This is a genomic window from Pseudovibrio sp. WM33, assembly GCF_001623165.1.
Classification (GTDB): domain Bacteria; phylum Pseudomonadota; class Alphaproteobacteria; order Rhizobiales; family Stappiaceae; genus Pseudovibrio.
The window spans coordinates 95,323-112,932 of sequence record NZ_LMCK01000139.1; the positions used below are offsets into that span (position 1 = coordinate 95,323).

21 protein-coding genes are annotated in these 17,610 nt (G+C 54.3%); all 21 read right to left on the reverse strand.

Annotation, left to right across the window (positions count from 1 at the left end):
* Position 1: 1 nt before the first annotated feature.
* Positions 2 to 1,468: a hypothetical protein gene (locus PsWM33_RS24100; protein ID WP_063301907.1), complete on the reverse strand. Its 1,467-nt coding sequence runs from the start codon at positions 1,466 to 1,468 to the stop codon at positions 2 to 4.
* Positions 1,469 to 1,676: 208 nt separating this feature from the next.
* Positions 1,677 to 2,108: an RT0821/Lpp0805 family surface protein gene (locus PsWM33_RS24105; protein ID WP_208986598.1), complete on the reverse strand. Its 432-nt coding sequence runs from the start codon at positions 2,106 to 2,108 to the stop codon at positions 1,677 to 1,679.
* A 224-nt stretch (positions 2,109 to 2,332) separates the two neighbouring features.
* Positions 2,333 to 3,754: an ATP-binding protein gene (locus tag PsWM33_RS24110; protein WP_063301908.1), complete on the reverse strand. Its 1,422-nt coding sequence runs from the start codon at positions 3,752 to 3,754 to the stop codon at positions 2,333 to 2,335.
* Positions 3,747 to 4,412: a response regulator transcription factor gene (locus PsWM33_RS24115; protein ID WP_063296288.1), complete on the reverse strand. Its 666-nt coding sequence runs from the start codon at positions 4,410 to 4,412 to the stop codon at positions 3,747 to 3,749. The genes PsWM33_RS24110 and PsWM33_RS24115 overlap by 8 nt, the downstream gene beginning before the upstream one ends.
* A gap of 191 nt (positions 4,413 to 4,603) precedes the next feature.
* Entirely contained in the window at positions 4,604 to 4,897 is a 294-nt protein-coding gene (locus PsWM33_RS26995) for a PepSY domain-containing protein (RefSeq protein WP_208991837.1), read from the reverse strand.
* Between the two features lie 137 nt (positions 4,898 to 5,034).
* On the reverse strand, positions 5,035 to 8,913 hold the full coding sequence (locus tag PsWM33_RS24120) for a baseplate multidomain protein megatron (RefSeq protein ID WP_063301909.1): 3,879 nt from the start codon (positions 8,911 to 8,913) through the stop codon (positions 5,035 to 5,037).
* An 18-nt stretch (positions 8,914 to 8,931) separates the two neighbouring features.
* Positions 8,932 to 9,372, reverse strand: coding sequence for a peptidase P60 (locus PsWM33_RS24125; protein WP_063301910.1), 441 nt, complete (start codon positions 9,370 to 9,372; stop codon positions 8,932 to 8,934).
* A 2-nt stretch (positions 9,373 to 9,374) separates the two neighbouring features.
* Positions 9,375 to 10,262, reverse strand: coding sequence for a DUF2163 domain-containing protein (locus tag PsWM33_RS24130; RefSeq protein WP_063301911.1), 888 nt, complete (start codon positions 10,260 to 10,262; stop codon positions 9,375 to 9,377).
* Between the two features lie 22 nt (positions 10,263 to 10,284).
* Positions 10,285 to 10,929, reverse strand: coding sequence for a DUF2460 domain-containing protein (locus PsWM33_RS24135; RefSeq protein ID WP_193778464.1), 645 nt, complete (start codon positions 10,927 to 10,929; stop codon positions 10,285 to 10,287).
* Positions 10,930 to 11,139: 210 nt separating this feature from the next.
* Positions 11,140 to 11,685, reverse strand: coding sequence for a phage tail tape measure protein (locus PsWM33_RS24140; protein WP_063301912.1), 546 nt, complete (start codon positions 11,683 to 11,685; stop codon positions 11,140 to 11,142).
* Entirely contained in the window at positions 11,682 to 11,909 is a 228-nt protein-coding gene (locus PsWM33_RS24145) for a phage tail assembly chaperone (RefSeq protein WP_063301913.1), read from the reverse strand. The genes PsWM33_RS24140 and PsWM33_RS24145 overlap by 4 nt, the downstream gene beginning before the upstream one ends.
* Positions 11,906 to 12,256: a gene transfer agent family protein gene (locus PsWM33_RS24150; protein WP_063301914.1), complete on the reverse strand. Its 351-nt coding sequence runs from the start codon at positions 12,254 to 12,256 to the stop codon at positions 11,906 to 11,908. The genes PsWM33_RS24145 and PsWM33_RS24150 overlap by 4 nt, the downstream gene beginning before the upstream one ends.
* Positions 12,257 to 12,266: 10 nt before the next feature.
* Positions 12,267 to 12,683, reverse strand: coding sequence for a phage major tail protein, TP901-1 family (locus PsWM33_RS24155; RefSeq protein ID WP_063301915.1), 417 nt, complete (start codon positions 12,681 to 12,683; stop codon positions 12,267 to 12,269).
* Positions 12,684 to 12,707: 24 nt separating this feature from the next.
* Positions 12,708 to 13,115 (reverse strand): DUF3168 domain-containing protein, encoded by a 408-nt coding sequence (locus PsWM33_RS24160; RefSeq protein WP_208994727.1) that lies wholly within the window; start codon positions 13,113 to 13,115, stop codon positions 12,708 to 12,710.
* Positions 13,102 to 13,440, reverse strand: a complete 339-nt coding sequence (locus PsWM33_RS24165) for a phage head closure protein (RefSeq protein WP_063301917.1) — start codon at positions 13,438 to 13,440, stop codon at positions 13,102 to 13,104. Before PsWM33_RS24165 ends, PsWM33_RS24160 begins: the two co-directional genes overlap by 14 nt.
* A complete protein-coding gene (locus tag PsWM33_RS24170; RefSeq protein WP_082827135.1) occupies positions 13,437 to 14,009 on the reverse strand; it encodes a head-tail connector protein in 573 nt (190 codons plus the stop codon). The genes PsWM33_RS24165 and PsWM33_RS24170 overlap by 4 nt, the downstream gene beginning before the upstream one ends.
* A gap of 32 nt (positions 14,010 to 14,041) precedes the next feature.
* The gene (locus PsWM33_RS24175; RefSeq protein WP_082827136.1) at positions 14,042 to 15,373 is read right to left on the reverse strand and encodes a phage major capsid protein; all 1,332 of its coding nucleotides are present in this window, start codon (positions 15,371 to 15,373) and stop codon (positions 14,042 to 14,044) included.
* Positions 15,374 to 15,456: 83 nt separating this feature from the next.
* The gene (locus PsWM33_RS24180) at positions 15,457 to 15,882 is read right to left on the reverse strand and encodes an HK97 family phage prohead protease (protein ID WP_063301919.1); all 426 of its coding nucleotides are present in this window, start codon (positions 15,880 to 15,882) and stop codon (positions 15,457 to 15,459) included.
* Positions 15,883 to 15,907: 25 nt separating this feature from the next.
* Complete coding sequence (locus PsWM33_RS24185; protein WP_063301920.1) at positions 15,908 to 16,087, reverse strand: hypothetical protein; 180 nt, start codon at positions 16,085 to 16,087, stop codon at positions 15,908 to 15,910.
* 51 nt (positions 16,088 to 16,138) lie between these two features.
* Positions 16,139 to 16,327, reverse strand: a complete 189-nt coding sequence (locus tag PsWM33_RS24190; protein ID WP_063301921.1) for a hypothetical protein — start codon at positions 16,325 to 16,327, stop codon at positions 16,139 to 16,141.
* A complete protein-coding gene (locus PsWM33_RS24195) occupies positions 16,320 to 17,498 on the reverse strand; it encodes a phage portal protein (protein ID WP_063301922.1) in 1,179 nt (392 codons plus the stop codon). The genes PsWM33_RS24190 and PsWM33_RS24195 overlap by 8 nt, the downstream gene beginning before the upstream one ends.
* Positions 17,499 to 17,610: the final 112 nt, after the last annotated feature.

Consider the following 17,610-nt stretch of genomic DNA (forward strand, 5'->3'; position numbering starts at 1 on the left):
GTTAGGCGGCATCTTTCAGGTAAGTCTTCTGTCTGCGAATGAGGTTCGCGGTGTCTTCCGGCTCCAGAGAGATCTCACTCATCGAGATTAAACGGCTCAATTTTCTCGAAATTTCGCCATAATTCGGAAGGTTTTCGGTCTCGTTTTGCTCGTCTTTGGGAGCTGTCAAAAGCTTCTCGGAGTTGCGATCGATGAAACGTTCGACATGATCTCTGGTTGAGATTTGCAGCTCGTTCAAGCCAAGCACACCTGCATATTGCGACGCTAACTTGGCGAGTTTTAATCCCCTCAAACATTTGTGATAGGCGCGCTGAATCTGCTCCAGCCGATAACCACCCTGCAAATCTGCAAGGTCAGGTTTTTCTTCTGAAGCAATTGCCTCCTCCAGTTGTGCCGGAAGGTTGCGCAGTTCATCGCGTAGCAGAATACACAAGCGGTTTTTGAGCTGAACAGCGCGCTGGTTCCATTGACCGCAAGCGCTGAAGCCTTCGAGTTCTTCCAGTTCCTCAAAATGTAGCAGGCAGGCATTGGCTGCTTCCGGAAGCCCAACAATGGCCTCCTCTTCCATGCGCCAGCCTTCAACGACAGACACACTTTGCTCCAAAGAAGACAAAGCAAACTCTATAAAGGCTGCATAAGGGGTGCCCGTAACATCTTTAAGAGCAGGAACAGCTGCGAGGGTTTGAGCCAGTTTAATGAGGTCAACAGGCGCTTCGTCCAGACGAAGGAATGAAAGCGCTGCAAGATAATTGGCCTCAGCTCTGTGCTGTTCCATATGGGCACGCATGTTTTGCAAACTGTTACCGGAGGACATGGACAGGATGTCTTCTGCAAAAGGTGGAGTGTCTGCCATCACCTTTTCCCATGCAGGCGCTCTTGCCAAGATCACCAGAACATCACAGAGGAAATCAAAATTGACGTGGCCTCCAACCTTGCGGCGAAGCTTTGTCTTTATCTGAATGTCTTGATCTGCTGCTTCCAGCTCTTTTTTTGCAGCAGCAACCAAACGCAGACGGAGACCTTCAGCGCATGTATGGAGTGCTTTCTGGATGGTTTCGTGGGTCGTGGGCAAATCTTGTTGCTGACACAGCTCTTCCAAGGCTTCTACCGCTTCGGTAAACTCATTAGAAAGAAGCACCTGGCGCATGTAGGTCCAGAGCGGCTCCATTACTGTGGCATCGATCCGACCTTGCTGCGGCGTGCTCAGCGGTATTTGAGTGAGGAATGGTTGAAGGGGGCTTAGAATTGCGCGCTTAAGTGGCGTATCCAGAGATAGCTTATTCTCAGGAATGTAAGAGGCTTCACCAAGGAGCCTGCGAATAGTGAGCAGCATGAGTTCGGCATTTGGCACAGATGTTCCGCTTTGCACCGTATCATCGACAGACCGTTCCAACATCCGCAAAGCAGATTGAGACAAGGCTCCTAACACCTTCTCCATTTGCAATGCTTTATGGTTGACCTCGTGCATCCAAATCTCTCTGGTACTCAGCTTTACACTGGTTGAGCTTATACACGCTCAACCCTCACAACATGCAGCAGACGACAACTGCTAAAATTGTATTTGTTGATCAAAATTATCGGCGGAATTGCTTAATCAAATCTTGATAAGCAGCCTTTTCCGCATGCGAAAGGTGTGTTTCCTTCCGCAAAAACTGCTTATAGCGAGGGATTTTGGGCTAGTTCAGCGCTGCCCAGCGCTCACCGTCCTTACAGGCCGCACCTTTGATCAGCTGCGTTTTCTCATCATACGCGATGGTATGTTGGAAATCGCGGCAGCGGCGGTCATTCACGTAATAGACAGGACCAGACTTAACTGTGCCTTGTGCGCCAGAGAATCGGTTGCGCCAGACAACTTTGTTGCCTGCATCAGAGGCATTCAACGCTTTGCTCTGTGCTTTATAGACGGTATCGAGGTCACCGCTTCTGAGCAGTTGCTTCAACTCACCTTCTGTGGCGCTGTCGATTGCAGCCTGAGCTGCTGCGTTTTGCTCACTGTCAGAAGACCAGAAACCGAAAATAGACGAGGATTCGGCATCGGTTTGAGCACTGGTGACATGATCGGATGTCGCACAGCTGGCTAAACCGCCAACAACGACAGGTAAGACCATCAGTTTTTTCCAGTTTCGCACCAACATGCATCCTCTTTGTCGCTTCTGCGACTTATCCGTTTTCCGGAAAGGCACTTTCGTCCCTTCCAAGGTCTTCCAGTAAGGCCTCAAACCAAAGCAGCGTCATTAGCTTGAAAACACTTTCGTGGAGCAACCCCTTAAAACACAGTTACACTTACTATCAGTACTGTTTGAAACAGATGCAACCCCTGCCCCAAAACAGATCAGATTGTCAGAGACGGCAAGATCACCGTTGCCTTCAATCCACCTAACTCGCTATCGCCAAGTTCAAATGAACCACCGTAAATACCTGCAATGTCAACAATTATGGATAAACCTAAACCCGTTCCGGGGACAGTTTCATCCAATCTTTGCCCTCTGCGCAGTGCACGTTTTTTCTCTTCAGCACCCAGTCCAGGACCATCGTCTTCTACGATCAGAGCAATGAGTGACGCAGAGGAATTGTTGTTTTTCAGCGTCACTGATACTTTTTTATCACACCATTTGCAGGCGTTATCCAACAAGTTCCCAAGGATTTCTTCCAGATCTTGTTGTTCCCCGCGGAACAACAGAGTCTCATCCATATCAACCGTGATCTCCGGCTCTTTGTCGCGATGGATTTTTTCCATAGCGCGCGCCATGCGCGACACGACAGGAGCAGCCTCACATGACACTCCGATCACCCGGCGCTGAGCCGCCATTCGTGCTTTTTCCAGATAGTGCTGAACTTGCCCTCTCATAAGATCCGCTTGCTCCGAAACCTTCAGGGCGAGCGGTTCATCTGAACTTCTAGCCTCGTTGGTAATGACAGAGAGAGGCGTTTTCAGGGCATGGGCAAGATTTCCCACCTGAGTTCTGGAGTGTTCCACTACTTCTCTATTTGAGTGGATGAGAGCATTGAGTTCAACAGCAAGCGGTTTCAGCTCTTTGGGCAAATCTTCCTGAACTTCTTCCTCTTTTCCCTGACGAACGCGACCAAGACTCTCCTGAAGTTCAGTTAGCGGACGTAAACCAAAGCGCACCTGCAAGAAGATGGCCGCGACAAGGCCAAGCCCAAGAACACCAAGTGTGATCGCCGCTTGCCATGCAAAGGATGCCGTACTCTCGCCCAGCTCGCGGGTGCTTCCTGCGACTGCTATTGTCACCGGCTGAAGTCCACCGAACTGGATGCGTTTTTGCAGCAGACGCAGATCCCGACCAGCTGGACCAGTGACGTTTTGCTTGAGTTCCAGTTCGCCCTTCATGTTTTGCAGGCGTAGCGTGTCGCCAAAAAGAGATTCGCTTTCAAACAGAACTTTGCCACCGCGTTGCACGGTCCAATACCAACCCGACAGCGGCATGTTGAACCGTGGATCACCGATACGTCGTAATGCAGGGTTTTGCTGGTCGCCTTCCGCAGCAAGCGCACTGACAATTGCTGTCATGTGGACTTCAAGGCGTTCATCCAGTGCTTTCTCACCCGCTTCACGAAACAGAGCGACAAGAATAGCACCCGCAACCACAAGACTGACAACAGCCCATAGGCCCGCAACAAAAATCAGACGCCATGCCAATGACGCCTGTTGCTTCTTGCGAATGAACCTGATGGGATTCCAGTTGAGCGGCCCCTGCAAGTCGTTGGTGTCTGCGCTGTTCTTATCAGGCATTTTCTTCCTGTAGCCTGTAGCCCAATCCACGTACGGTCTCGATCAGTGAACTACCAAACTTCTTGCGCAATCGGCCTACGAACACCTCAATGGTGTTGGAGTCGCGGTCAAAGTCCTGATCGTACAAATGTTCAACCAATTCGGTTCTGGAAATCACACGGCCTTTGTGGTGCATGAGATAAGACAGCAGGCGGAACTCGTGAGAGGTGAGTTTTACGGACATGCCGTTTTTCGTCACTTTGCTTGCTTTGGTATCCAGAACAATGTCGCCAATGGAAATCTCGTTGGAGGCCAGACCAGCGGCGCGGCGCACCAGTGCCCGCACCCGTGCCAGCACTTCTTCCATGTGAAAGGGCTTTGCAACGTAATCATCTGCGCCTGCATCAATGCCGGCGACTTTATCGCTCCAACGATCACGAGCCGTCAGGATAAGGACTGGCATGGAATGGCCGTCTCTGCGCCAGCGTTCCAGCACACTGAGACCATCCATCTGCGGCAAACCAAGATCCAGAATGACAGCGTCATAGGGTTCAGTATCGCCGAGGAAATGACCTTCTTCGCCATCATATGCTTTGTCGACAACGTAACCGGCGTCTTCCAACGCTTCAGACAGTTGTCTGTTCAAATCCCGATCATCTTCAACGATCAACATTCGCATAAGATCTACCCCACACAAGCGCTCAGGCTCATAAAGCAGTTCAGACTGCTCTAATTTTTCAGTTGCACATTCCTATCTGAAAAGTGGATACCGGTTTTCAGATAGGAATGTGCAGTATCGCCTAATATCGCTTTCAAAATTCGTTCAAATTCAGGCAAAAAAATCTCTATCCAGAGTTCTTCTCAGCTCGGTTACAACCGGCGCCCTGTTCGTGCATCCAGCGTCACTTGCGAGACGTTGCCGTTGTTGAGTACGGACAGCACATAGACCAATCCCCCTCCTCGCTCACAGAGTTTGGCTGAAAGTATCTGCCCATTGACCCGCAGCGAACCCAGAGGCCGCGCCTGACCGCTGGCGACAGCCTGCCTTGTCTGACTGGAGGACAAACACGCGGCCTGCGCAGGTGCAGACCATGTAAAAACCGTTACCGCCAAAGCCAGTGCCATCAATGAGCGAAAAAAGAGGTTGTGGAATTGGTGTCTCATAGGGCGTCTTCTAACCGGCACTGGCTGAACCTCACATGAACGAGGTGTTATATATTTCAAAACAAAGACCTAGCAGATTCTCTGGGGTCTGTGATGTTTCTTGGCTTGGTTTGCAAATAATCCGGTAAAAGCAATTGTTAAAGTGTTACGCTCGCCAAGCAATCTGAAGTTGTCCCCAAACCGAATTTCGATGAGTTTTGAGCAACTTCACAGGCTAAGAGATGCTGACCTGCTCCAAATAACGATTGCAGCTCGGTTTGTGGGATTGTCAGGCTTTCCTGTGTCACCTCATATTCACGCAGAACAGTTCGTTCATTTTCGCCCCCATCCTGACGATAAAGCGTGACCGAAAACTGAAGTTTATCCTCTTGGAGCGGAATATCTGGCGTTGCCCAGCTATCCGCCTCCCATCTGGCTCTGCGAATCCATTTAAGTTCCAAATCACCATTATCTGTTTGGCTTGCACTCAGATGAACAGGTGCGAATGGTTTAAGTGAGCTTTGTTTTCCAGCATGGCTTGTGTTCACTGCCCATTTAAAGCCCAGAGGCTTGCCAGCTGGAACGACACGATATGAGAGGGCAACATCGGCTTTGTCACTGGTCCATGGCAGTTTCAGCAGGGATTGATCTAACAGGATGAAATCAGCGTTCTCAGCGCTCGACGAAGCAACCAGATGCTCCGTACCCAATTGTCCTCTGAGCAACTGCGTGAGTTTGTAGGTCATGGGGGCGATCAGTTCTGCTTTACAGAACTGTATCACTTCCCACTCCTCATTTTTGCGAATGGCACAGGCATTTGCGCCTGACAGCACATCAAGCAGCTTTCGGCTTTGTAATTGTCCGCCATAGAGTTTTACGGTGATATGGGAGACCAAATCCCATCGCCAAAGTGGGCCAGAGGTGAGAGGTTCTTGCAATATGCCCGTGGTGGCTGGTTCTGTCACCTGTACTAGCGGTGTGAATTCTTCACCTGAGCTGGAACTGTACAGCTGATAGGCGCTCGGCCAATTCGCATTGTAGATAGCGACCACCGGGCTTCCATCATCCGCTCTCTCACCGTGGAACCTTGGCAAATCCAAGATGCTGACAATTGGCGGACCTGAGGTGGTGTCGTTGAAAGATCGTTGTGATGATCCATCCGAGATTACTGCAGCTGTATTAGGATATCCGTTGAACCGTATTGCCTGAACGTCTAGATGAGCACCAGATGAGATCTGATCAATCCGGCACTGAAAGGACGTCATGTCATCCCCCAAAAGCTCACCGGGAAGTTCCAATACATCCCCCGGTCGCAGATCAATTTTACTCAGAGCAAGTTTAAACTGAAGGGTCTCCCGATCCAGCCACACGCTCTGGTGCATTTTTTGAACCAGCTTTTTGGCAGAGGGGAGCGAAGCTGTGATGGGGAGCTGGATGTTGGAGGTGCGCCTGTCCATGCCTTCCAGACGGCGGGAGGAGACGACGAGAGGCTCATAATTGTTATTGGGGTCCATTCCCCGCAGTCGAAGTTCAGCTGGCAGGTCGCTGCCATCATTGCGGCTGATGGAGATGTAGCCCTCCTCCTCTTCAGCTTCCAAAAGGTCAGCAAGGCTCAGTTTTCCATAATCTGTGGCCTTGGCGTATTTGGGGAGGATGGCCAGATGGGTTCCGCGATCAACGGCGATGCCTCCGGCCAGTTGCAGGATGGGAGAGAGCGCAGAGCGTAAGGACGTTGGGCCTGTCACGATCAGACCTTCGAGGGTTTCGCCCAGTTCAGCGATCTCTGTCAGCTCTTGTGTGTGTCCAAAATCATCACGCATGGCACGGATGAGGCCTGAGAGAGAGGTTGCGCCGAGACGACCTGTCAGCCAATGGCCGAGCTGCCAGTTCTGACCATCTGCCCAGACATCGGAATATGTCGGGAACTCAGGGAACGGGCGGGCGTCCCATGTCCAGAGGAAGGCGTTGTCCGCATCGACCATCGTACCTGCGTAGGCACTTGAGGCTGGATTGTCGCCTTGCGGCCAGTCCGGATGGTCTGTTCCCCAATAACTGAGGCTTGCTTCCAATGCACGACGCTGGACAAGGTCATCCTGTTGCCCGCTGGAGAAGTGCGGCAATGCGCTTTCGGCAGATTTAGGATCCACGAAGACATTGGGCTGGTTCGTTCCTTTATCGACAGCAGGAAAGCCGAGTTCGGTGAACCAGATGGGTTTGGATTGCGGCACCCAGGGGGTTGGCGTGTTTTGTTCAGCATTTGCGGTGCGTTCAAAATGTTGGTTCTGCCACCAGTTCTTAAGGTCTTTTTGCCGGAACACCCATGGCTTGTTGTAGGCTCCGTCTGTAATCGGGCTGCGGGTTTTCTCAGCTCGGTCTGTGTCATTGACATAATACCAGTCGTAATATTCGCCGGATGCTACTCCCTCCCGAAGCTCCTTGAGGTTGTAGGCTGTTTGCGGGTCATCGTTCTGACGCAAGTCCGATAGTGGCAGGTAGTTATCGATGCCGACAAAATTGATGTCAGCATGCGCCCAGAGTGGGTCTAGGGGAAAACGCAGGTCTCCAGATTGGGGACTGTGGCCTGCATATTCGCTCCAATCGGCTGCGTAGGACAGTTTGGTCTGGTTGCCGACAATCTGGCGAACCTCTGAGACCAGCGTTTGCAAGTGATCAGCGAAAGGAAACGCGTTGCCGCCTGCCCAACATTGGGTGAGACCGCGCATTTCTGAGCCGATGAGAAACGCTTCCACACCACCGGCCTCTTTTACCAAATTGGCATAGTGCAGGATGAAACGGCGGAACCGCCAGTCACTGCCTAAGCCGACAAAAGCGTCTATCTGCGGCGTGACTGCGCTGGTTCCCTGCTGTGTTCCGGGTTGTCCTGCTGCGATGTCAGAGGTGATGCGTCCGCGCCAGGGGAAGCTGGACTGCTTGGTTGCGCCATACGGGTCGGGCAACTGATTGTCATCGGGGATGTCCATCATCACGAACGGGTAGAACATGACAGCAAGGCCAAGGCGCTTCAGTTCCTTGATGGCTTCTGTGACGGAAGCATCTGAGGGTGTGCCACCATAGGCAGGTCTGTCATTGATGCGGGAGACCTCTTGTGCTTCAGCGCGGGTCAGGCCTGCAACGCTCCAGTTCTCAGGCAAGTGCTTTGTGGTCTGGTAGGTCACTTTGGGCTGAATGGTGCACTGGGAAGCGCGTAGGTCATCGCCAAACCAGGCGACAACGAGCGCGACGCTTTTCAGGTTTGGGCAGAGGGCCTGAAGTTCATCCAAAGAGCGGACCAGATCGGTTTCCTCGCCCTTGCCATGGCGGTTGACGCTCCGGGTGTTGCCGGGGGTCAGCTCCTCAATGACTTCCTGCGGGTGGTAGGCGAATTCGCCTGCTCCGGGGATGAGTGTGACTGCCTTGATCTGCTCTTCCAGTAGTTCAATGGAGCGGAGCACTTCGAAGGCGAGTTGAGGGATGCGGTTGCCGAACTCTGCCAGAGAGAGGCGTTCGAACACCACATACGCGGTGCCTTTATAGGCTGGCGCGGTGCCTTGCTTGGCTTCGATCAAGGGGTCGGGTTGTTGATCTTCTGCCCCCAGATACACCCTCATGTTAATTGCGCTGGTGTCCAGCTCCGTACCGTTGGCCCAAACACGGCGCACTGCGGTGATGGGGCCTTCACAGAGGGCCACGGCAAAGTTGGCGAAGTAGCTGTGGCTGGTGATATTGGTCGATGAGCCGGTGGATTTTCCGCCCTGCTTTTCTTCGGAGACCACCTCTTCCAGCCGCGTTGCCCAGATGATGTTGCCAGTTACTCGGACACGGCCATAGACAAAGGGAAGAGATGCGCCTTCAGATGCGGTTTGTAATTGCAGGTCGCCTAGCTTGCCGACAGAGAGTTCCCGGTTTTCGCCGAAGATCTGTTGATCGATCCACGCCCCACCAAGAGCCCCCAGTGTTTGTCCTATGATGGCGCCGAAAGGGCCACCGACTGCGCCGCCAACGGCTGCACCAACACTTGATAGCACCATTGTTGCCATGGTCCTGTCCTTTCCGGATCACTGACTTGAGAAGAATGAAAAACGCCCTGCAATCTTGTTGCGCCACATGGGTACCAGTGGGCTTTCAACCACTCCCACCGCCTCGTAGGCATGGATGAAGCGGTCTTTGCTGGTCATGAAACCGAGATGTTTGCAGGGAGACTGCGGTGCCCAGCGAAACAGAATGACCTCCGCCGGTTTTGGCTTTTGCAAAGACCCTTGCACCTCGTTCAGATACTGGTGCGCAGCATTGAGCAACTGGTCCTCGCCTTTCAGCTCCGCCCATTCAGGTGCGTAACTGGCGGGAACGGATGGTTCGGTGTGATGCAAAAAGCGATAGAGGCCGCGGATAAAGCCAAGACAATCGCAGCCGGCACCTTTGGTTGTTGCCTGATGCTGATAAGGTGTTCCGACCCAGCTCCGCGCTTCTCTCAGGAGGGTTTGGGAAGACTGCTGCATGATCACCCCACCAGCTTTTCGCCGTTGTTGGCGGCAGATTGGCTTTCAGGTCCGGCAAGGATGAAGTCATTGCCCGGCATATGAGGAAAGCCTCGGAAGTTCTCGGTGTTTTGGAACTTCGTCTGGCAGCTGCCCCAGCCTTTATCGCAGCCTGCGGAAACGGACGCGAATAACGGATAAGTTTGCTCCAGTAACAAGGGTGCCCAGAGCGTGAGTTTGTGATTGCCTTGTTCTATGAGTTGACTGGCAATGCGCAAAGGTTGATTGGCGTAGGGGCCGGATTGAAAGATGAGCTTGCCGAAGGCCCACCAACCTGTGCCGATATCGGTGTTGCCTTCGATGACCAACCGATTGCTGTCCTCTTTGCCTGTGATACTCACCTGTCTTGTGTAGGCAGCGGCGTCCAGACTGATCCCGCAGTTGGTATCTCCCAGATCTGCATGACATTGGTGGGAGAGTTGCCGGCCTTTGGGCTCAGAGAGTTTGGTGGCCAATGAGCGGAACTCGGCGCGGAATACATCGGCATCTCTTGTGACTTCGCCAAGGGAGCCGCGCCGGAGTAACTCGTGCTCCTCCAGGTTTTGCCAGTTGACCAGATAGACCTCAACTTCGGCATTGTCCCAGAGGCCCGCACTCAACTCCTTTTCGCTCAAGCTGTCGGAAGAAAGGAAGCCCAGAGCTTCTTCCTGTCCGGCTTGAAAGTCAGATTGAGCCATGGCCTGCGTGCCATCCAGTCCGATGCCGGGCTCATAGGATTTGCCAAGCAATGTAATGGAGTGGTCGTGGGTGGTGAAACCAAGGCTGAGGCCAGATGGGGCGGTTAAGCGCCAGCAGTAGGCCACGGTTGTGCCTTCACCGGTCAGGTGTTCTTTCAAAGCAGCATTGAACATGGGTTTGCTCGCAGAGTTGGTTTCAGATGAGAAGTTCGACGAGTGGGATGGACGGTACCTGCCCTGCCTCAAAGTGCAGCAGGTTGATTTCCAGCTGATCGCTTTCAAAGCGTGTGGGCGTGTCGAACAGGAAACCCGCCGTGATCACCTGATCGTTTGAGGGAATGTGGCCTGCTTGAAATTCCAGGATGCCTGTTAACGGATCGAGCAGCACATCGCTGCCGACGGTTTTCAGTTGACCGGCGACCGCAACCGAGACAGTTCCTGCCACTGGTTTCGTAATTTTGCGTTGCCAGGCAACGCTTGCCGCTCCCAATTGCTTGATGAGCTGGAAAGTCGGTGTTGTCCCGTCGCCAGTTCCGATCGTCACATCGGTTGCAGATGGAGTTGCATCAAAGGCGCAGGATTTATGATCCATGGGGTCACGAAACCGGAATCCGCAGAGGCGACCACCCACTTTTTCGAAGAAGGAGAGTACCCGTTGCAGATCTGCCGAGCTGCGCAATCCGGTCCCCACATCAAAATGCCGTCGCGTTCCCTTCCAGATGGCGTTTCGGGTTTCTGCACCATTGAGTAACCTTGTGACCTGACTGCGTTTTTCTACTCTGACAGAAGCCCCTAGGGAAATTCCAAGTGGGAATGTTTCATCAACAAAACATGGTTGCATTTCACCCTCCTGTTTGACTTGGCTCAAGGCTGGGTGCCCGCGAAGCATCTAATAGGTTTGACATGGGAAAGTTATCTGCGTGATTTGCGTAGACCCGTTGTCGATGCTCCTCCCTCTTTGCAAAGCAACGGATTTTTCCAAAAAGTTTGCTACCACCGTCCGGTAGCAAAGCCACGTCGGTCCTTGAGTCCCTCCTCTTCAATGCCGACGTCATAGCCCGCGTCGCCCCCGTCCGGTGGCGCGGGCCATTATCATCGCAATCTGCCCCTGAGATCTTTCAAAGCTGCGCACATCCTGTGTCGCCACATTTATTGTGACGTTGGGCTGCGTGCTGCCCGCGTTCATGGCAACGCCGAGACGGCCATCACTACTGCGCTGCAAGGGTAGGATTGCCTCTGCTCCGGCCTCCCCCATCACCCCCAAACCCGTGTTGCCTGCCGCAAACATGGTTGGGCTGGAAACGACACCACCTTTTGCAAAGGGCGTTACGCCTGCCACATTGCCGATGGCTGATGAAATTCCGGCAGAAAGCAAGTTTTCAAGTGGCTTTAAGGCACTGTTGAGTGCAGAGCTGGACATGTTGAGCGCGACTTGTGAGAGGATCGATTGCAGGTCTTTGCCAGAGGTGACTGCGCTTTGCAGGCCTTTGCCAAGCTCTGAAGAGAACTCTTTGGCAAGGGCGTTGACCTCTTGCATGGTTGTTTCCAACTCGCGCGCATCTTCTACGTTCAGCGGTTCATTAAAACTATCGGTCATGGTGTTTGTTGATCCTCTTTGTCTGGGAACTGGGCCAGCAGCCCTTCCAGTACACCTCGTGTGATCGTGCGGGCATTACGGGTTCCCGGTGGCGTGAAAGCCATTTCCAGCTCAACCAGTGTTGATTGCCAGAAGGTGTGCGGTGACCAGCCAAGCTCCCGGCAGGCTTTGTGCACCAGGTCATGCCAGGGCACAGCTTGGTTTTTAGATTGCCCGCGCTTCATGATTTTGACTGCTGAGGTGGAGAGAACGTGGCGACCAGCAGTTCACCTGCCAGCTTGGCAAGGGCTGCAACGCCGCCTTCATAGGAGAGCTCTGCAACCTCTTCGTTCTCAATGACAAGTCCACCCCCGCGAAGACCTGCACCGAGCACTTTGATGATATCAGCAGCACTCAGCTGCCCAGAGGAAAACCGCTCTGTCAGCTGCTGTAATGTGCTGCAGCTGAGCGCGTCTTCCAGCTCTGCCAGTGCCCCGAGAGTGAGCACAAGAATGTGCTTTTGACCGCCAAGGTCTGCGAGGACTTCACCGCGCCTGCGATTAACGCCTCTGCCATAGGTTTTAGGTGGCATCCTGTACTCCTCAGGTTAGCGGGGTGAACGTGAGAGCACCGGCGGATTCCAGCGAGATCTCGAAGGTGACTTCAGATCGGTAGTCGCCGGAGTATTCCAATGCAGACAGGTGAAACGGGCCTTCCAGTGTTCCAAAGCCGGGCAGGATGATCTGCCATGGACGCAGCTCTCCAGCAAAGAAAGCGGTGCGGACTTTTTCTGCGGAGGCTTTGTCGCGAAACAGACCACTGCCAGAAAGTGAGGCGTGGCGGGTGGAGGCTCCCGCCAGCAGCTCGCGCCAGCGGCCTGTGCTTTCTGCATCGGTGATATCGATGGGCGTGGCGTTGAGGGCGAGGCGTCTTGAGCGCAGGCCTGCAACGCTTTCAAAGGTTCCATCTCCCACTGTGTCCAGTTTCAACAACAGGTCTTTTCCGGCCTGAGCGACCATCTGTTTTCCTCTCAAAGGTTGGTATTAATGCGTCTTTTGCAGCAGGACGGAGAATTTGATGCGTCCGTACCATGTGCGACCATCGCCCAGACGGCGGCAGCTGGTTTCAGTCATGGTCAGGCCTGAGGTTTCAAGTCCGGCAGGTGACGTGACACCCGTCTCCAGCAGTTCGTTGAAGATCTGGAGGATCTCCTGGGTTTGAGCCCGGTCTGCATGGCGGGAGTAGATGCCGATTGAGCCTGTGAGCCTGCCGCCGTCGTCCAGATGGCCTGTCAGCAATTGTGTGGTGACAGCCTCCAGCGTTGCATAGGGCAAGGTTGCTCCCCTTGGCACGCCGTCAAACACCCGCATTGGATCTCCCAGATAGGGTTTTAGCGATGCCTTGGCGTGGATTGCCTGAAACAGGGCTTTGCGGAACTCAAGCTCCCCCATCATCGCCCTCCTCTTGCTCACAAAGGATTTGCATGAAGGGCGCCTGCTCTGAGTGCGGGAGAACCGCTTTTACCCTGAGGCTCTGTCCACCCCGCTCCACCCGCCAGCCCTCTGCCACATCTGTGCGGCGGCGAAGGGTGAGCGTGAGCGGGTAAGTGCTGGCGATACGGCCTGCCACGGTACTCTGTGAGCCAGTGGATGCCTCTACCAGCCCCCAGACCATGGCGATTTGCTGGTAACTCCTTGTGACAGAGCCATCCGTGCCATTGGTGATCTCTGGACTGAGTAACAGCAGGGGTTCGTTGAGTGTGCCTGCTGCTCTCATATCCTGAGCACCTTGTAAGGCGAGAGTGCTGCCTCGAAGCCGTGGGGCATGAGGCCTGTGAGGCGGCCTTCTTCCAGCATGGTGCGGCGCTCATACCAGAAGCCGACCAGCATCAGGATGGCTGATTGCAGACCTGCGGGAACCGAGGTTGCTGCTGAGCCGTAGCCAGCTTTGAAGTCAACCTCGATGCCGTTGAGGTCACGCAGAGACCCGATGGCGCCTGCTTTGAAGCGCAGGCGGGCGGGATTTCCGGCCAAATCCACCTGATAGTTCGACGCTGGCACCAGCTGTTGGTTGCCTTCCCTGTCATAGGTGTAGACCTGCAGGACTTGGGCGACCGGCGCGACAGGCAGGCGGATCAGGCGGTCTGGTGAAAGATCATCCAGAAGCAGCCGCCACTCTTGATCAATAAGAGCCCGCCGTGTGAGGGTCTCCACTTGCTCCCGCGCGGCTTTGATCAGACGCTCGATCAGATCATCCTCGTGGGTGTGGGAGACCCTGAGCTGCGCATGCGCCTGGGCGAGCGAAACCGGCTCCAGAGCTGGTGGCACTGTGAGTATAGCCGTCACGGCGGCTCCTCCTCGATTGTTGTTGAAGATGATTAGGCGCTGAAGTTCAGCAGTTTGTAGGCGTCGAAATCCATGATGCCACCACCGACGCGTTTGGTGATGTAAAACAGCACGTTTGGTTTGCTGGTGTACGGATCACGCAGAACAGAGATGCCGACGCGGTCCACCACCATGTAGCCACGGTGGAAGTCACCAAACGCGATGGCGTAGGGATCAGAACCTGCGGTCATGTCCGGCATGTGTTCAGCTTCAGTGACCGGGAAGCCCATGAGGCTTGGGTCAGCGCCTGCAGCTGCAGGTGGTTGCCAGATGTAGTTGCCCTGCCCGTCCTTCAGCTTGCGGATGGCAGCTTGCGTTCTGCGATTGAAGAGGAAGCGGGCATTGCGGCGGATGGCGGTTTTGACCCCGTATATCAGCGAGATCAGCAGATCGCTTCCGTTGGAAGAGGGAAACGCCCCTGCCTGTCCTGTCTTGATGGACCCGATGGAGAGGCCTGTATCATTCAGCGTGCCGTGAATTGTGCCTTTGAGCAGCCCTTGCGGCTGACTGGTGCCGTTGCCATTGAGGAAGGCGGCGGATTCTTTTTCTGCAAAGACGGTTTCCACCTCTTCTGCCAGAATTTCCCCGATGTTGACCGCTGCGTCATCCAGCAGGGTTTGGGTGACGGCTGGCAGAGCAGAAAGCTCGAAGATCTTCACCTCCCGCATCTCAAATTTCATTGCGTTTGTGGGGGTGCTGCGGGCGTCGGTTTCGCCTTCCCAGTCCGCATCCGGGTTCACCGTCACAACAGGACGGCGGTAAGACGCGCCGGAGATCTTGCGGTTGGACGCGATAGAGCGGATGGGGGACAGGGCCGTGATGCGGCGCAGGATGTCCGTTTCCAGCTGCTCCGGCACCAGATATCCGCCATCGCCGGCAGTGCCGGAGGACATGGCCTTTTGCTCCAGCGTTTTAAGGCGGGTCTCCTGCCCGTCACGCATGTAGGTCTCAAACGCAGATTTGTGCTCTACCTCAGCTGATGGGCCGCCGGTGGTTTCTGGCGTTGAGCGCGGCAAGCGCTGGGATTTGAGTTGAAGCTCATTCAGGTGGCGCAGCTGACCGTCGATAATCTCGTCCAGACGGGCCAGTTTTTCGTCCAAAAGCGCATCCGAGCCGGATTTTTGCTCCAGCTCAGCCAGACGCATGTCGTTGGTCTGGGTGTACTCAGAATAAGCGTGGTTCAGCTGGTTGAAGCTGCCAGAGGCCTCTATGCCAGACACAAACTGCCCTGTTGCCGGCCCAGAAAGTGCGGGATGAGCTGATTTTCCTGCAGCTTCCCTTGCGAAGTCTTTGGTCTCTAATGCTGGATTACATGTATTTCTCATAGGATTATTTTCCTCGTAAAGCATATAAAAAAACTGCGGCGCCGATTGGAACCACAGATCGTACTTTCAAATAATCGGGAGCTTCAGGAGACCACAATCAGCCGTGCTGATGGCAGCAACGGGAACGTGACCAGCGAGATCTCCCAGAGATCTACCGCCAGCACATCCCGCCTGCCGGTTTTGCTGTTGCGCTGGGCGCGGCGGGTTTTGAAGCCGATGGACAGTCCGTCCAGAATACCCGTTTGCACCATGGCGATAGCTTGCCGGCCCTGCGTGATACCCGGATAGAGCAAGCCCTTTACAAAGAGGCCGATGCTGTCCTCCTGAATGTGCAGCCACTTGCCAATGGGGTGGGATGGATCGTGCTGCCAGAGCATTTTAACATCCGTGAGTTTTTGCTTTTGCAGCGTGTTTTGAAATGCACCTTTGCGCATCACGTCGCCGCCCTGATCGCTCAGTTCAAACCGGCTGGCGTAGCCCTCAATGGCGATGGGGTGATCTGTGTTCAAATTGATTGCCTCCCTTAGCGAGCTTTCAATTGTTTTTTCTGCCCGAGTTTGCTCCCTCCGACTTTGCCGCGCGTCGCTCCACCAATGCTCCGGCGAGGGCCTTGGTAAAGTTGGCGAAGGTCTGTGCAGGGGCTTCATTGCCGCGCTGCGTTGGCTGCTGTTTTTGCTCAACGGGCACGGCTTGTGCTTTGTGATTTTGGATCAAGGCTTCACCTTCAACCTTTCAAATAATCTCAATAGTCAGAGGGTGCGATTTTCATGGATCCATGCGGAGCAGCTGGTTGAGTTTTTCCAGTTCACTCATGAACTCCTCGAACCTGCGATTGAACCGGATGACTTGCTTTAATGCCCATAGGAGCAGCGATGTGGAGGTGCCTGCCCAGGCGCTAAGCGCCACATGGGCAAGGTCCCCTTTTGCAGCGAGCGCTGCCAGCAGATCATTCATCTTTGCCCTCCGCCCCATATCCAACGGCGATGCGCTTTTCATCGCGGGAGAGGAAGTCCGCTGCAGTGATGCGATCCCACAGTGCTTTGCGTTCCAGCGCCAGCGCTTCGACAGCATCAAGGTCCAGCTCCAGCGTGACCTGTTCGTCATAGGCTGCAGAGAGCCAATTGGAGAGCTCGGAGAGAACCCGCGCGGCGAGCGGCACAACCGTCAGGCGCCAGAAGGCGCGGTTGGCTTCCTGATAGTTGGCATAGGTGTTGTCTCCTGGAATACCGAGCAACATAGGCGGCACGCCGAAGGCCAATGCGATTTCGCGGGCAGCGACATTCTTCAGCTCAATAAAGTCCATATCCTTGGGCGACATACCCATCTGCTTCCAGTCCAGCCCACCTTCCAGCAACATGGGGCGGCCAGCATTCTTTGCCCCCTGATAGGAGCTTTCCAGCTCCTCCTTGAGGCGGTGAAACTGGTCGTCCGTCATGTTCATGGCATCGCCTGCACCATAGACCAGCGCACCGGTTGGGCAGGCAGCATTATCGAGCAGAGACTTGTTCCAGTCTCCGGCGGCGTTATGAATGTCGAGGGCAATTTGCGCGGCCTCGATGGGCGCGAAGCCGTAGTGGTCGTTGAGCGGGTTGAAGAGCTTGATGTGCAGAACGGGCTGGACCTTGTCACCGGGCGCTTTGCGCAGTTCCACTTTTCTACCTGCCACCTGATACTCGTAGGCCTCCACCCAACCAGCCTCATCCACCAGCACCTTCATGCGGTCGGGCCTGAGAGCGTGGAGCTCGCGCGGTGCGCTTTCCAGCGAGACGGCCTCTACATACGCATTGCCGGAGACCAGCAGGAAGCCGTAGACCTCCTCCAGAAACGAGCGCCGTGTTTGCATGGGGGTGGGCTGGTTCAGAAGTTCCATCAGGGGATGGGCTTCCAGCTCTTCATCGCCCACCTTTACAGTGAGGGACACGTTTGCGGCGGCTTCGGAGATGAGACGCACGCATCTGTAGGCGATAGGATTTCGTAAATACCCTTGGTTTATAAGTGATTCATAGTTGCGCGGGGTCCAGACGGCCCCTTCACCAAACCGCATGAAGGCGACTGATTTTGCCCGCGATGCCTTTTGCTCAGTTACTGGTGAAAAAACTGAATCAAGAAGTCTGCGTAACCCCATGAGATCAGAGTCCTTTTCGCTCTAACTTAATGTTTTGATTCATGTATTTGAGTGCACAAAAGCTGTTTGCTTTTGGTCTGCCTTGATAAACAGCTTTAACTCATTTTCTCGC